This window comes from Hoyosella levis, from assembly GCF_026008515.1.
GTDB classification, from domain to species: Bacteria; Actinomycetota; Actinomycetes; order Mycobacteriales; family Mycobacteriaceae; genus Lolliginicoccus; species Lolliginicoccus levis.
The window spans coordinates 74,436-88,030 of record NZ_BQYM01000007.1 but is presented as its reverse complement, the minus strand read 5'-3'; the positions used below and the strand labels follow the sequence as shown (position 1 = coordinate 88,030).

The 13,595-nt window shown below is 67.2% G+C and carries 10 protein-coding genes and 1 tRNA gene; 3 read left to right on the top strand and 8 right to left on the bottom strand.

From position 1 onward, the window contains the following. Positions 1–26: 26 nt before the first annotated feature. From ftsX to QC765_RS09070, 4 genes are all read right to left on the bottom strand, one after another. Positions 27–929 carry a permease-like cell division protein FtsX gene (ftsX, locus tag QC765_RS09085; RefSeq protein ID WP_278314123.1) on the bottom strand — a complete coding sequence of 301 codons (903 nt, stop codon included), beginning with the start codon at positions 927–929 and terminating at the stop codon, positions 27–29. Next, positions 926–1,618 carry a cell division ATP-binding protein FtsE gene (gene ftsE / locus QC765_RS09080; RefSeq protein WP_278314122.1) on the bottom strand — a complete coding sequence of 231 codons (693 nt, stop codon included), beginning with the start codon at positions 1,616–1,618 and terminating at the stop codon, positions 926–928. Before ftsE ends, ftsX begins: the two co-directional genes overlap by 4 nt. 77 nt (positions 1,619–1,695) lie before the next feature. After that, positions 1,696–2,814 carry a peptide chain release factor 2 gene (gene prfB / locus QC765_RS09075; protein ID WP_278314121.1) on the bottom strand — a complete coding sequence of 373 codons (1,119 nt, stop codon included), beginning with the start codon at positions 2,812–2,814 and terminating at the stop codon, positions 1,696–1,698. Positions 2,815–2,859: 45 nt separating this feature from the next. Next, positions 2,860–4,035 carry a GTP-binding protein gene (locus QC765_RS09070; RefSeq protein WP_278314120.1) on the bottom strand — a complete coding sequence of 392 codons (1,176 nt, stop codon included), beginning with the start codon at positions 4,033–4,035 and terminating at the stop codon, positions 2,860–2,862. A gap of 50 nt (positions 4,036–4,085) precedes the next feature. On the opposite strand from QC765_RS09070, the gene hisN reads away from it, so the two are divergent. The 3 genes from hisN to QC765_RS09055 all read left to right on the top strand — a co-directional run bounded on the left by hisN (position 4,086) and on the right by QC765_RS09055 (position 7,604). Further along, positions 4,086–4,868, top strand: a complete 783-nt coding sequence (gene hisN / locus QC765_RS09065; protein WP_278314119.1) for a histidinol-phosphatase — start codon at positions 4,086–4,088, stop codon at positions 4,866–4,868. A gap of 107 nt (positions 4,869–4,975) precedes the next feature. Beyond that, the gene (locus QC765_RS09060; RefSeq protein WP_278314118.1) at positions 4,976–6,367 is read left to right on the top strand and encodes an acyl-CoA dehydrogenase family protein; all 1,392 of its coding nucleotides are present in this window, start codon (positions 4,976–4,978) and stop codon (positions 6,365–6,367) included. A 31-nt stretch (positions 6,368–6,398) separates the two neighbouring features. Further along, a complete protein-coding gene (locus QC765_RS09055) occupies positions 6,399–7,604 on the top strand; it encodes an acyl-CoA dehydrogenase family protein (protein WP_278314117.1) in 1,206 nt (401 codons plus the stop codon). A 625-nt stretch (positions 7,605–8,229) separates the two neighbouring features. Here the strand turns inward: QC765_RS09055 and QC765_RS09050 are convergent. The 4 genes from QC765_RS09050 to QC765_RS09035 all read right to left on the bottom strand — a co-directional run bounded on the left by QC765_RS09050 (position 8,230) and on the right by QC765_RS09035 (position 13,554). Then, entirely contained in the window at positions 8,230–9,027 is a 798-nt protein-coding gene (locus QC765_RS09050) for a M23 family metallopeptidase (protein ID WP_278314116.1), read from the bottom strand. Between the two features lie 225 nt (positions 9,028–9,252). Next, positions 9,253–9,996: an SDR family NAD(P)-dependent oxidoreductase gene (locus QC765_RS09045; protein WP_278314115.1), complete on the bottom strand. Its 744-nt coding sequence runs from the start codon at positions 9,994–9,996 to the stop codon at positions 9,253–9,255. A gap of 254 nt (positions 9,997–10,250) precedes the next feature. Beyond that, positions 10,251–10,324 (bottom strand) — tRNA-Met (locus QC765_RS09040). A gap of 215 nt (positions 10,325–10,539) precedes the next feature. Next, positions 10,540–13,554 carry a UPF0182 family protein gene (locus QC765_RS09035; protein WP_278314114.1) on the bottom strand — a complete coding sequence of 1,005 codons (3,015 nt, stop codon included), beginning with the start codon at positions 13,552–13,554 and terminating at the stop codon, positions 10,540–10,542. Positions 13,555–13,595: the final 41 nt, after the last annotated feature.

Here is a 13,595-nt window from a genome sequence, read left to right as displayed (position 1 = left end):
CGCAAGTCGATTACCGCGGGGCCAGATCAGTCCCGCACGTAGAAGCGCAGCGTGACGTAGCCGGTGGCGGCGGCGAGCGTCGCGGCGAGGCCGAGCAGGACGGGCGCGACGGCGGCGACGGATCCGGTGGTGATGGGCGCGATGATGTTGGATTCGTAGACGGCGGCGAGCATGCTGTCGACGATGGCGCCCTTGGCGACGAACAGCCCCGCGATGGCGATGCCGGCGCCGAGCATGGCGGCGAGCAGCGCTTCGAGGATGAAGGGCACCTGCGTGTACCAGCGGGTCGCGCCAACGAGGCGCATGATGCTCACTTCCTCGCGCCGCGTGTAGGCGGTGATCTGCACCATGTTGCCGATCAGTAGCAGCGCGGCGGCCCCGGCGACAGCGGCGATGGCGAACGCGCCATTGCGGAGCCCGTCGAGGATGGTGAAGAGCCGCTTGACGAGTTCTTCCTGGTTGCGGATGGATTCGACACCCGGATAGAGGAGGAACTGGTCGTAGATCGCGGCGAACTGGCGGGGGTCGTCGAGGCGCACGCGGAACGATGCGGGCAGCGCTTCGGCGCGCACGAGCTCGAGGATCTCAGGGTCTCCGGCGAAGGTCTGGCGGTAGATCTCGACGGCCTCATCGCGACTGATGTAGGTGACGGAGTCGGTACCGGGGAACGCGGCGAGGTCGTCGGCGAGGGTGGTGCAGATGCTGGTGCTGCAGTCGGGGTCGGCGGCGCTGATGTCCTCGGTGAGGAAGATCTCCACCTCGACGTTGTCGAGGTAGATCTGCTGGGTGCGGGTGGTCATATCGGCGATGAGGAGTCCGCCGCCGAGCAGTCCGAGGGACATCGCGGTGGTGAGGATCATCGCGACGGTCATGGTGATGTTGCGGGCGAGGCCGGTGATGGCCTCGCGGACGAGGAAGACCAGGTTCATGCTTGGTCCGCCCGGTATGCGCTGGAGGCGTGGTCACGCACGACGCGCCCGTTGTCGAGCTCGATGACGCGTCGGCGCGCCCGGTCGACGAGATGGGTGTCGTGGGTGGCCATCACGACGGTGGTGCCGGTGGCGTTGATGCGTTCGAGCAGCAGCATGATGTCCTGGCTGGTGACGGGGTCGAGGTTGCCGGTGGGCTCGTCGGCGAGGAGCAGGCTCGGCTTGTTGACGATGGCCCGGGCGAGTGCGACGCGTTGCTGCTCGCCGCCGGATAGCTCGTGGGGCAAGCGGTCGGCCTTGCCCTCGAGGCCGACCTGCGCGAGGGCCTCGGGCACCGCAGCACGGATTTCGGACTGCTTGCGGCCGATGACGGTCAGCGCGAAGGCGATGTTCTCGCCCGCGGTCTTGCGCGGCAGGAGCCGGAAGTCCTGGAAGACGCAACCGATGCGTTGGCGCAGCCTGGGCACCTGGCGACCGGGCATCGTGTTGAGGTGGTATCCGGCCACGTGGATATCGCCATCGGTGGGCTTCTCGTCGCGCAGGAGCAGGCGGACGAGGGTGGACTTGCCGGAGCCCGAGGGCCCGACGAGGAAGGCGAAGTCGCCCTCGGCAATATCGAGGGTGACCCCGTCGAGAGCGGCATGTGTCGCGTTTCCGTAACGCTTCGACACAGCGGACAGGGTGATCACGCCGCCGAGTGTATAGTCCCGCGCGCCCTTACAGCATCCTGGAGAGCTAGCCGACCCTCTGGCCCGCGTACGCGTGGCTATTCAGCGGAGGTGTCGCGCATGCGCCAGCGGATGCCGGACTCGAGGAAACGGTCGATGTTGCCGTCAAGGACGGTGGAAGGGTTATTGACCTCGAGCTCGGTGCGCAGGTCCTTGACCATCTGGTAGGGGTGCAGCACGTAGGAGCGCATCTGGTTGCCCCAGGAGGAGCCGGTGTCGGACTTCAGGGCGTCAAGCTCGGCCCGCTCCTCCTGCTTCTTGCGGGCGAGCAGCTTGGCCTGGAGCACGCGTAGCGCCGCTGCCTTGTTCTGCAGCTGCGACTTCTCGTTCTGGCAGGACACAACGATCCCGGTCGGAAGGTGGGTCAGGCGCACAGCGGAGTCAGTGGTATTGACGGACTGCCCACCCGGCCCGGACGAGCGGAACACGTCGACGCGCAGCTCGGTGTCGGGGATCTCGATGTGGTCGGTGGTCTCCACGACGGGCAGCACCTCGACCTCGGCGAAGGAGGTCTGGCGGCGGCCCTGGTTGTCGAAGGGGCTGATGCGCACGAGCCGGTGGGTGCCCTGCTCGACCGAGAGCGTCCCATACATGTAGGGGGCCTTGACGGCGAAGGTGGCGCTCTTGATGCCCGCTTCCTCCGCGTAGGAGATGTCGTACACCTCGACCTTGTAGTCGTGCTTCTCCGCCCAGCGGACGTACATGCGCATGAGCATCTCGGCCCAGTCCGCGGCGTCGATGCCCCCGGCGCCGGAGCGGATGTTGACGAGCGCCTCGCGCTGGTCGTACTCGCCGGAGAGGAGCGTGCGCACCTCGAGCAGCTCGATGTCCTCGCGGAGCGCTATCCGCTCGGAGTCAGCCTCGGCGAGCGCGTCGCTGGCGGCTTCGCCCTCCTCGGCCTCGGCCAGCTCATACATGATGGGCAGGTCGTCGAGGCGCTGGCGGAGCGCAGTGAGGCGCCGCATCTCGCCCTGGGCGTAGGCGAGCTGGCTGGTGACGTGCTGGGCGTGCTCCTGGTTGTCCCAGAGGCCTGGCGAGGCGGCTTGGTCCTCGAGCTCCCGGATGCGGGTTTGCAGCTCCTCGACGTCGACGACCGCCTCGACGGTCTTCAGCGTGGTGTCAAGGTCAGCGAGGTCTGCGGAAACGTCAGGTTGCACAGTCCCCCAGCCTACCTAACCCGGCACGGATGCCATGCATGCCGCTCAATGCGGGTGGGCATGGGCCACCCAGGCGGGCAGCGGGTCGGGGTATCCGCGCCAGGCCGCTGGACCGTCGGCGAGCTCCGCATCGGTGAGCAGCGCGGCCCGCAGGAGCTCGCGGGGATCGTTGCGGTCGAGCTTGAGCCCGATGAGGACGATCTCCTGCCCGGGCGGGAGGTCCACGGACTCCCAGGGCTGGGCCGGCTCGATGATGAGGTTCGGTCCGGCCTGCGACCACACGGCCGCATGCTCCGAGCGACTGGCGAGCCAGCAGAATCCCTTGCTGCGCAGGACTCCCTTGAGGCTGTCGATGGCGTGGGAGAGCCGATCGGGGTGGAAGGGCCGACTGGCCCGGAACACGACGCTGCTGATGCCGTACTCCTCGGTCTCGGGGGTGTGGCCGGAGGCGAGCTCCTCGGCCCACCCGTCGGCCTCGGCGGCGGCATCGGGGTCATACAGGCCAGTGTCGAGGATCTCGGCGAGCGGGACCCGCCCGTGCCCGGCGCGCACGACGCGGGCGCGGGGATTGAGATGGCGAATGGTGGATTCCACGACGCCAGCAACGCCTTCGGTGACAAGGTCGGTCTTGCTGAGAACGATGACGTTGGCGAACTCGACCTGGTCGACGAGGAGGTCGGAGATGCCGCGCTCGTCACCGTCCCCGGCAGCGAGGCCGCGGTCGGCAAGCCGGTTGCCGCGGGCGAGCTCGCCGAGGAACGTCGAGACGTCGACGACGGTGACCATGGTGTCGATGCGGGCGAGGTCGCCGAGGCGGAAGCCGTCCTCGAAGGTCCACTCGAAGGTCGCTGCCACGGGCATGGGCTCGGAGATGCCGGTGGACTCGATGAGGATGTGGTCGAACTTCCGGGCGCGGGCGAGCGCGGCGACGGATTCGACGAGGTCCTCGCGCAGGGTGCAGCAGATGCAGCCGTTGGTGAGCTCGACGAGTCGCTCCTCGGTGCGGTCGAGGCGCGCCTCCCCCGCTAGCGGGCCGTCGATGAGCTGCGAGTCAATGTTGATCTCGCTCATGTCGTTGACGATGACGGCGACCCTGCGGCCCTCGCGGTTGGCGAGGACGTGATTGAGCAGGGTGGTCTTTCCTGCGCCGAGGAATCCGGAGAGAACGGTCACGGGTATGGCGGGGGCTGCGTTCACAACTTTAACGATAATGGTTTTCATTGTGTATGCCCAATCGGGCGCAGCGCGACCTGGCGAGTAGCGTGCTCCCCATGACCGACCTCGCCGCCGATCTCTCCCTCGCGCTCGCCCTCGCCGAGCGGGCCGATGCGATCACCCTCGACCGCTTCGGGGCCCTGGACCTGCACATCGACAGCAAGCCCGACCTCACCCCCGTCTCCGATGCCGATCTCGCCGTGGAGCGCGCGCTGCGCGACGCTCTCGCCACCGAGCGCCCGGGCGACGCCATCCTCGGCGAGGAGTTCGGCGGCACCGCTACCTTCACGGGCCGCCAATGGATCATCGACCCCATCGACGGCACCAAGAACTTCGTGCGCGGCGTACCGGTCTGGGCGACCCTGATCGCATTGCTCGAGGATGGCGTGCCGACGGTGGGCGTGGTGAGCGCGCCCGCGCTGGCCCGGCGCTGGTGGGCGAGCTCCGGGCAGGGCGCCCACGCGACCAGCCTGGGCGGCGAGGCCCGGCGCATCCACGTCTCCGCGGTCTCCGACCTCGCTTCGGCCAGCCTGTCGCTCTCGAGCCTCAGCGGCTGGAGGGATCGCGGCAACCGCGAGCAGTTGCTGGAACTGACCGATGCCGTGTGGCGCGTGCGCGGCTTCGGAGACTTCTACTCCTACTGCCTCGTCGCGGAGGGCGCTGTCGATATCGCCGCCGAGCCCGAGGTGTCCCTATGGGACCTCGCGCCCCTCGACATCCTGCTGCGCGAGGCCGGCGGCGTCTTCACTTCGCTCGACGGAGCCCCCGGTCCGCACGGCGGCAGCGCGGTTGGCTCAAATGGCCTCCTGCACGCCGTCACACTCGATAGCTTGAAGTGAGTTCGCCAACACGTCCAAGCAAGTTTGGCGAGCCCCTCGCGCACTTAACTTACTCATGGGTAAGATAGCGACCACACTGACCCTTCTCTCACGAATAGCTGGAGATCATGAGCAAGAAGAACCCAAATGGTGGTGCCTCGCAAAGCTCCACCTCCGCCGTGGGCCTCAACCCTGTCAAGCGTGACGCGATCGGTACCGCCATGCGCGTGCTGACCAGCCTCACCGGGTCGAGCCTCGCCGAGAAGTACAACCTCCGCAAGCCGATCGATCGGGTCGCGTACCAGGCCACCAGGACTGGTTTCCAGACCCTCGGCTCGGCCACCCGGACCTTCAAGAAGGTCTCCGGAACCGGGAAGCCCAAGCGGCTCCCCGACTCCGAGGCCAAGAAGAAGGGCCTCTACGACCTCACCCCGAGCGACGAGCAGAAGATGATCGTCGACACGGTGAAGGACTTCGCGGGCGAGATCCTGCGCCCGGCCGCTCACGACGCCGATGCCGCAGCCGCCGCGCCCGCCGACCTGATCGCCCGCTCGGCCGAGCTCGGCATCACCCTGATCAACGTTCCCGAGGAGCTCGAGGGCGCCGCCTCCGAGCGGGGCGCGATCACCAACTCGCTCGTCGCCGAGGCGCTCGCACACGGTGACATGGGCCTCGCCCTGCCGATCCTCGCGCCCAGCGGCTTCGCCGTGGCGCTCACCCAGTTCGGCAACGACGAGCAGCAGCAGACCTACCTGCCCTCGTTCGCTGGCGAGAACGTTCCCGGCGCAGTCGTCGCCGTCAACGAGCCACGGGCGCTGTTCAACCCGTTCGAGCTGCAGACCAAGGCCAACCGCGCCGCCGGCGGCTACACCCTGCAGGGTGTCAAGAGCCTCGTGCCCATCGCAGCCTCGGCCGAGCTGTTCCTCGTCGCCGCGGATCTCGGCGGCAAGCCTGCCTTCTTCATCGTCGAGTCTGATGCGAACGGCCTGACCGTCGAAGCAGACCCGAGCATGGGCCTGCGCGCCGCTGGCCTCGGCCGCCTGAACCTCAACAACGTCGTCGTGCCCGAGTCGGCACTGCTCGGCGATGGTGATGCCAGCAGCCGCGCCAAGGACTACCAGGACATCATCCAGCTGTCCCGCCTCGGTTGGGCCTCGCTCGCCTGCGGCACCAGCCAGGCCGTCCTCGACTACGTGATCCCCTACGTCAACGAGCGCGTCGCCTTCGGCGAGCCGATCAGCCACCGCCAGTCCGTGGCGTTCATGGTCGCCAACATCGGCATCGAGCTCGAGGGCATGCGCCTGGTGACCTGGCGCGGCGCTTCCCGTGCCGAGCAGGGCCTCTCCTTCGACCGCGAGGCAGCCCTGGCCCGTCGCATCACCGCTGAGAAGGGCATGCAGATCGGCCTGGACGGCGTCCAGCTCCTCGGAGGCCACGGCTTCACGAAGGAGCACCCCGTCGAGCGCTGGTACCGCGACCTGCGCGCCATCGGTGTCGCCGAAGGCGTCGTCGTCCTCTAGCCGTTCCCTCCTGAAAAGCCTGGAGACTCACATGATCAATCTCGAACTCCCCAAGAAGCTGGTGGCGGCCTCCAACCAGGCCCACCAGGCAGCGGCGGAGATCTTCCGCCCCATCTCCCGCAAGTACGACCTCGCCGAGCATGAGCGGCCCGTCGAGCTCGACACCATGGCAAGCCTCGTCGAGGGCATGGCCGACGCAGGCCGTGGCGCTGCGGGCGCGACCCTCGGCCGTGGCGAGAAGGCCAAGAACGAAGGCAACATCAACGGCGGCAACATGTCCGCCCTGATGAACGTCATCGAGACCTGCTGGGGCGACGTCGGCCTCACCCTCTCCATCCCCTTCCAGGGCCTCGGCAACTCCGCGATCGCCTCGGTCGCCACCGACGAGCAGCTCGAGCAGTTCGGCAAGGTATGGGCCTCCATGGCCATCACCGAGCCCAGCTTCGGCTCCGACTCCGCCGCCGTCACCGCCACTGCTGTCCAGGACGGCGATGAGTGGGTCCTCAACGGCGAGAAGATCTTCGTCACCGCTGGCGGGCGCTCCACCCACGTCGTCGTGTGGGCATCGGTCGACAAGACCAAGGGCCGCGCCGCCATCAAGTCGTTCGTGGTTCCCAAGGATGCCCCCGGCATCACCGTCGCGCGGCTCGAGCACAAGCTCGGCATCCGGTCGTCCGATACCGCCACCATCATGCTCGAGAACTGCCGCATCCCCTTCGACCACATCCTCGGTAGCCCCGAGGTTGACGTCAAGAAGGGCTTCGGCGGGGTCATGGCCACCTTCGACAACACCCGGCCCCTCGTCGCTGGCATGGCCATCGGCTGTGCCCGCGCCGCGCTCGAGGAGCTCCGCAGCATCCTCAGCGAGGCCGGGGTCGAGATCGACTACAACGCCCCCGCGTTCTCCCAGCACGCCGCCGCGGCAGAGTTCCTCACCCTCGAGGCCGACTGGGAAGCTGCCTACCAGCTGTCGATGAAGGCAACCTGGATGGCCGACAACAAGAAGCCCAACTCGCTCGAGGCCTCCATGGCCAAGGCGAAGGCTGGCCGCACCGGCACCGCGGTCACCCTCCGCGCGGTCGAGCTCGCGGGCACCTTCGGCTACTCCGAGCGCCCGCTGCTCGAGAAGTGGTCGCGCGACTCGAAGATCCTCGACATCTTCGAGGGCACCCAGCAGATCCAGCAGCTCATCGTGGCTCGCCGTCTCCTCGGCAAGTCCTCCTCCGAGCTGAAGTGATTCAAGCGGGCCAGAACCGCCAGCGCCGGTCCTGAGGGACCCGCAACGGTAGTGATTGCTCGGATTGCCCCGCCCCTCGCAAGGGGGCGGGGCAATTGGCATTCCTGGGCCAGGTGCATTCAGCCGGGCGGCGAGCGCGGATCCCCGGGATGGCTGCTGCCTGAGCCGACGCGGCGGCGTTCGAGCCACGGGCGCGATTGCTGGCTCTCAGCTGCCACGGATGGCCTACAGCTGCCACGGATCGGCTCCGGCTGCCACCGCTATTTCCGTGGCGGCCCCGTGCACGGGTGGCAGCTACCTGCCAGGGGTGGCGGGTGACTGCGGAAGGGCGCGCCTGTCACACCAATCGCAATGGTGCCACCACGATGCCGCTGAGGAGGGTCCGGCGGATGGCCTCTGGCCTCGATCGCAAACGCGAGAGAAGTCGCGGAAAACCCAGGTCGGTTTCTATCGCGTTTGACAGTATCCGGTGCTTTTGCCGCCGCAGCCGACGTGCCAAACATCAGGCCGTGCCAAACATCAGGCCGTGCCACCCACTTGGCAGCGCCAATCACAAGGCCACCACGTCCACCCCGCGCCTGAGCAAGCCCGCCCAGGCTACGCGTTGGGTGAGCCAGGCTACGCGCTAGTTGAGCCAGACTCCGCGCTGGGCGAGCCAGTGGCGGGGGCTCATCGGTGTTCCATCAGTCTTGCGCACCTCGTAGTGCAGGTGCGGACCGGTGGAGTGGCCACGGTTGCCCACGGTGGCGATCATATCGCCCGCATGGACCCGCTGGCCGGGCTGGACGAGGTAGCGATCGACGTGGCCATAGACGCCGACGGTTCCGTCGTCCTGGGTGATGCGCACCCAGAGCCCGAATCCTTGCGCCTGGCCAGCCTCGACCACCACACCGTCGGTCACAGCGAGCACTGCGGAGCCCAGTGGCGCGGCGATATCGATGCCGTAGTGGAACTCTCCCCAGCGCGGGCCGAAGTCCGAGGAGAGGATGCCGCCGTAAGTGGGGCCGATCGCGAAGGGGCGGGCGACGGCCTCCGGGAGCGCTATGTTGCCAGGAGCAGGCGCGGCGGCCTCGTTCGCGACTGGAGGACCTGCGGGGGCCTCGGCCGGAGGTGGCACGTCGAGCGGGTTCTGCGCGGCTTCCGGGGCTCCTCCCTCAGGGGCAGGAACCGCAGGGGCTGCTTCGACTGTCGTGGCGGGCTGGTCGGGACGCAGCGGTCCGCTGGCGCTCGCGGCGCTTACCGCTCCAGGAGCGGGCGCTTGCTGCGCCACGACTGCCTGGGCTCCGCTCGTGCCGCCGGATACCTGGGCTGCAAGCACGCCCGCCACCGCGGTGGAGCTGAGAGCGATGGCGACCGCGAGGACCGTGGTAGGGATCCGGAACCGTGCACGGGCCGGTGATGCCGTCGCATCGGTCGCCGTCACGATGCTGGCATCCGACGCTGCACGCTGACTCGTGCCTATTGCGCCGGGATCTGCCGAACCCGGGTCGGCCTGGCCATCGTTCACGCTGCCCGCCAAGGAGTGCCCCCTTACACCTCGAACCATCACGAAACGATAACGGACATCGCTGCTGAGCGCTGCCGATTCGTGATAACAGTACGCGAATCGTGTGTGAACGGTGACATCTCCCCACCTATCGGGGCCAGGTCACACATGCGCTCCCTGCGGACGCGTGGCAGTCCAGCGGTAGGCAAGAGCAATGACCAGCGGATCCGGTAGCAATCGCTGCACCAGAGCCCACGCCCACATGTAGCGCGGCACCACCATCTGCGCGGGCCTCGCCTCCCAGGACCTCAGCACAGCGTGCGCGACGTCGCCTGGCCCGCTCGCCGCCAGCAACGCCGTGACGCTGACGCCCGCAGCGAGCAGCTCGAGGCGCACAGATCGGCACATCGCCACGATTCCCGCTGCTCCCGCACCACTCGCGGCCTGGCCAGGAGCGGGCGACATCCCGCTGACCGGCGCGAGAGCGACCACATGTCCACGGCCGGCCCGCGCCATCGCCCGCGCCATTGCTCGCAGGCCTAGCGTGATGATCCGTACCATCTCGTCGGCCCCGATCTGCCCCGCAGCGCCAGCATCATCGAGGAAGCCGCACGGGGCGGGCACTGGAGGATTCAGAACTACGGCATCGATGCGGTCATGAACGTCGAGCACCCTCTCCCGGAAGCCCTCCCATGACTGGCTGGAGCCTAGCTCCACCTCATGGACGAAGACCCCGGGGCCTAGCTCGTCCGCAATCGCAGCCGCGCACGTGACATCGTCCGAACCGAGCCACACGATCGCACCGAGCTCGTGGAGCTCCTCGACCAGGATGCGCGTGGTTCCGTCGAGCACGCCAGCGAGCACAACGATCGCATCGTCGAGGGGAATCCGCGGGTAGCGGCCCATGTGAGCATCCTCTCTATCGCTCCGTGCCTAGATCGCGGCACCGTACCACAGCTACCGCAGACGACGCGTCCCGGCAACTTCGAGGCTTCCGGGCGCCAGGCTTGCTCCTCGCCCAGGCGCCGCGCAGGTGCGCCGGGAGCCTGAAGAGCCCCTGATGCATGGGGCCAGCAGTGCACGGGACAGTGAATCTCGGCGATAGAAAAAGACCCCCTCTCAAGGCACTTGATCGCGCTTGAAAGGGGGTCTTTCTCGAGTAGCGGGGACAGGATTCGAACCTGCGACCTCTGGGTTATGAGCCCAGCGAGCTACCGAGCTGCTCCACCCCGCGTTGGTGAATGCAACGTTACATGGAGGCTCCGACCGTTTGCAAATCGAGGCGGTAACCGCTGATCAGAGCCGATTTTCCAGATTCGCACCGAAGCCACGGCCAGGCCCCGCTCACGCCGGGGCGAGGCGTTCGAGGAGGCCCTCCCCCGCCGACAAGAGCGGGGCACCGCGGACAAGTGCCGCAGTGCCCCGCGCTAGCGGATCATCGCCGTGTGATCAGTTCCCTCCGGAATTCCGATACGCCTCCACGGCCCGGTCGAGGCGCTCGAGCGCGTCACCGAACTCGCTGAAGCTACCGCCACGCTGCGCATTGCGCAGGTTCTCCAGCGCTGCGTCGAGCTCGGCGACCACGTCCTCTGGCGCGGAGTCCAGTGGCGGCGAGATGGGCTGCTCCTCAGCGCCCTCGCTGCCCTCGTCCGCGGTGCCCTCGTCCTCCGGGCTCCCGGCATCCGGATCAGCGGGAAGATCGCCCTCGAGATCCTCGCCGGCCTCGAGCGCGGTCTCGCTTCGTGTCACGTCACCACCGGGGGCGGTCGCGATCCCTGCGGTCTCGGGGCCGAATACCTGGCCGAGCGCTGCCGCAAGGGTGGAGTCGTACCCGATCCGGATCCGGCCATCCTGCCCTCGGTAGCTGACCATGACGCGGGCGAGCTGCGGGAACGCGGTGTTGCCGCTGACCTTCCGCTCGGTGTAGAGCGGCTCGACGTAGAGGATGCCGCCATCGCCGATCGGAAGGGTAAGCAGGTTGCCGTAGATCAGGTTGTTCGATCGCTCGAGCAGTGTCCGGTCGGAGGCAACGCGCGTATCCGAGGTCATGGCGTTCTGCGCCTGCTGCGGGCCCTGGGTCTGGGTATCGGTGGGCAGCTCTCGGATCGTGAACCGCCCATAGTTGCCGGGGTCCGAGCTGACGGAGATGTGCGAGGCGAGCAGCTCGCGGTTGAAGCCCACCATTGGGCTCGTCAGCTGGAAGGACGCTCCACCTGCCGGGTCTCCCATGAGCACGTAGTACGGCGGCTGGTCAGGGCGGCCGGTCTCGACGGTGGGATCGCTGGGCACGGACCAGAACGCGTTGTTGGTGAAGAACTCGATGGGCTCATCGACGTGATACTTCGCGAGCATCTCGCGCTGCACCTTGAACAAGTCCTCGGGGTAGCGGAAGTGCGCGCGCAGATCGTCGCTGATCTCGCTGTTCTCGCGAACCGTATCGGGGAAGACACCCATCCATGCCTGCAGGACGGGATCCTCCTCGTCCCACTCGTACAGGGTGACGGTGCCGTCATAGGCGTCGACGGTGGCCTTGACCGCGTTGCGAATGTAGGAGACTTCCTTCGGCGGCAATGGCCGGACGGCGTCCGCGCTGAGGCTGTCCTCCACGAGGCTATCGAGCGTGGAACGTTGCGCATAGGGGTAGTTGTCGAGCGTGGTGTAGGCATCGACAACCCAGACGATGCGCCCGTCAACGACGGCCGGGTAGGTCTTGCTATCAGGGGTGAGCCATGGCGCGACGGCCTCGACGCGGTCCCGGGGGTCTCGCTTGAACAGGATCTTCGAGTCCGGGCCGATCACCTCGGAGAACAGGATGTTGCGCTGGGAGTACTTCGCGAAGAACGCGAGCCGGTTCGCCCAGTTGCCGACCGGCACGCCACCTTCGCCGGTGTAGGTGTAGCGCAGGGTGTCGGTGTCGTACTCGCGCGCGGTGGCGTCCTCGCTGTGACCAACGATGGCGTAGTCGGGATCCATCTGGGCGATGAGCTCGCCGAAGTAGATGCGCGGCTGCTCGACGGGGATTACCTGGTTGTCCCGCTCGTCCGCGGTGATATCGCTGACGGTGTAGATCGGGTAGCCACTATCGGAGCTCTCCGCGTCGCGCACTGCCGCGTTCACGCGGTTCGCTGGCGCCGCGACGAAGCCGTTGCCGTGGGTGTACACGGTGTGCTTATTGATCCAGTCCTGCTGGTTCGCCGCAAGCTGGGTGGGGTTGAGCTCGCGCACGCTGACGATGTAATCCTGCAGCTGGCCATCGATCTCGTAGCGGTCGATGCTGAGCTGATCAGGGAAGCCGAAGAAGTTCTTCAGCTGCTGCTGCTGGGTGAAGGTCCGCGACAGGACGTTCGGATCGAGCAAGCGAATGTTCTGGATCGTCGTGATATCCGCCTGGCTCTCGGTCGGCGACTGCGTGCCCACGCCCGGGTAGTCGACGTAATCGATGCGGTCCGGGTTGATGCCATAGGCGTCACGCGTGGCGTCGATGTTGCGCTCGATATAGGGGCTCTCGCGCTCGACGGCGTTGGGCCGGACGGAGAACTGCTCCATCAGCAGTGGCCAGATCGCGCCGACCACGATCGAGGACAGCAGCAGCAGCCCAGCTGCGAGAGCGGGGATGCGCAGATCACGCAGGACGATCGCGGCGAAGAAGGCCAGGGCGCAGATCAGTGCGATCGCGAGCAGGATCAGCTTCGCGGGGAGTACCGCATTGATGTCGGTGAAGCCCGCGCCGGTAAAGGTGGGCTCCTTGCGGCTGCCGGAGAGCAGCGTGTAGCGATCGAACCAATAGGCGACCGCCTTCAGCAGCACGAACGAGCCAGCGATGACGGCGAGCTGGATGCGGGCAGCGTTGGTGAGCTTGCGGTCGGTGGTGTCGAGCCGCAGTCCGCCGTAGATGTAGTGCGCGACGAGGTTGATGAGGAACGCCATGACGGTGGCGACGAACAACCAATTCAGCACTAGCTGGTAGAACGGCAGGGAGAATGCGTAGAACCCGACGTCGAGGCCGAACTCAGGATCGGCGATGCCGAACTCCTGGCGGTTCAGGAACAGCTGCACCGTGGTCCAGTTGCCTTGCGCGACAAGGCCGGCCATCGCGCCCAGCACCACTGGGATACCGATGCTGAACAGCTTGAGCCGCGAGTTGATCGAGGCACGATAGCGCGCGACGGGATCATTCGGGTTGGTCGGCGCGAAGTCTGGCCGCGTGCGGTAGGCCGCTAGCAACGCGGCGAAGATGATGAGGCCAACGACCACGGCGACAGCGAGGAACAACACGATCCTCGACACCAGCACGGTCGTGAAGACATTGCGGTAGCCGACCTCGCCGAACCACAGCCAATCGACATAGGCGTCGATGAACCGGGGACCGACCGCGAGCAAGATGCCGCCAATGGCGGCCAGCACGATCAGGATCCGGCTGCGGCGGGACAAGGACGGTACACCTGAAGGGGGCCGTATGCCCACGAGTGCCACTCCATACGTTCCTGGCGGCGCCTAGGGCGCCG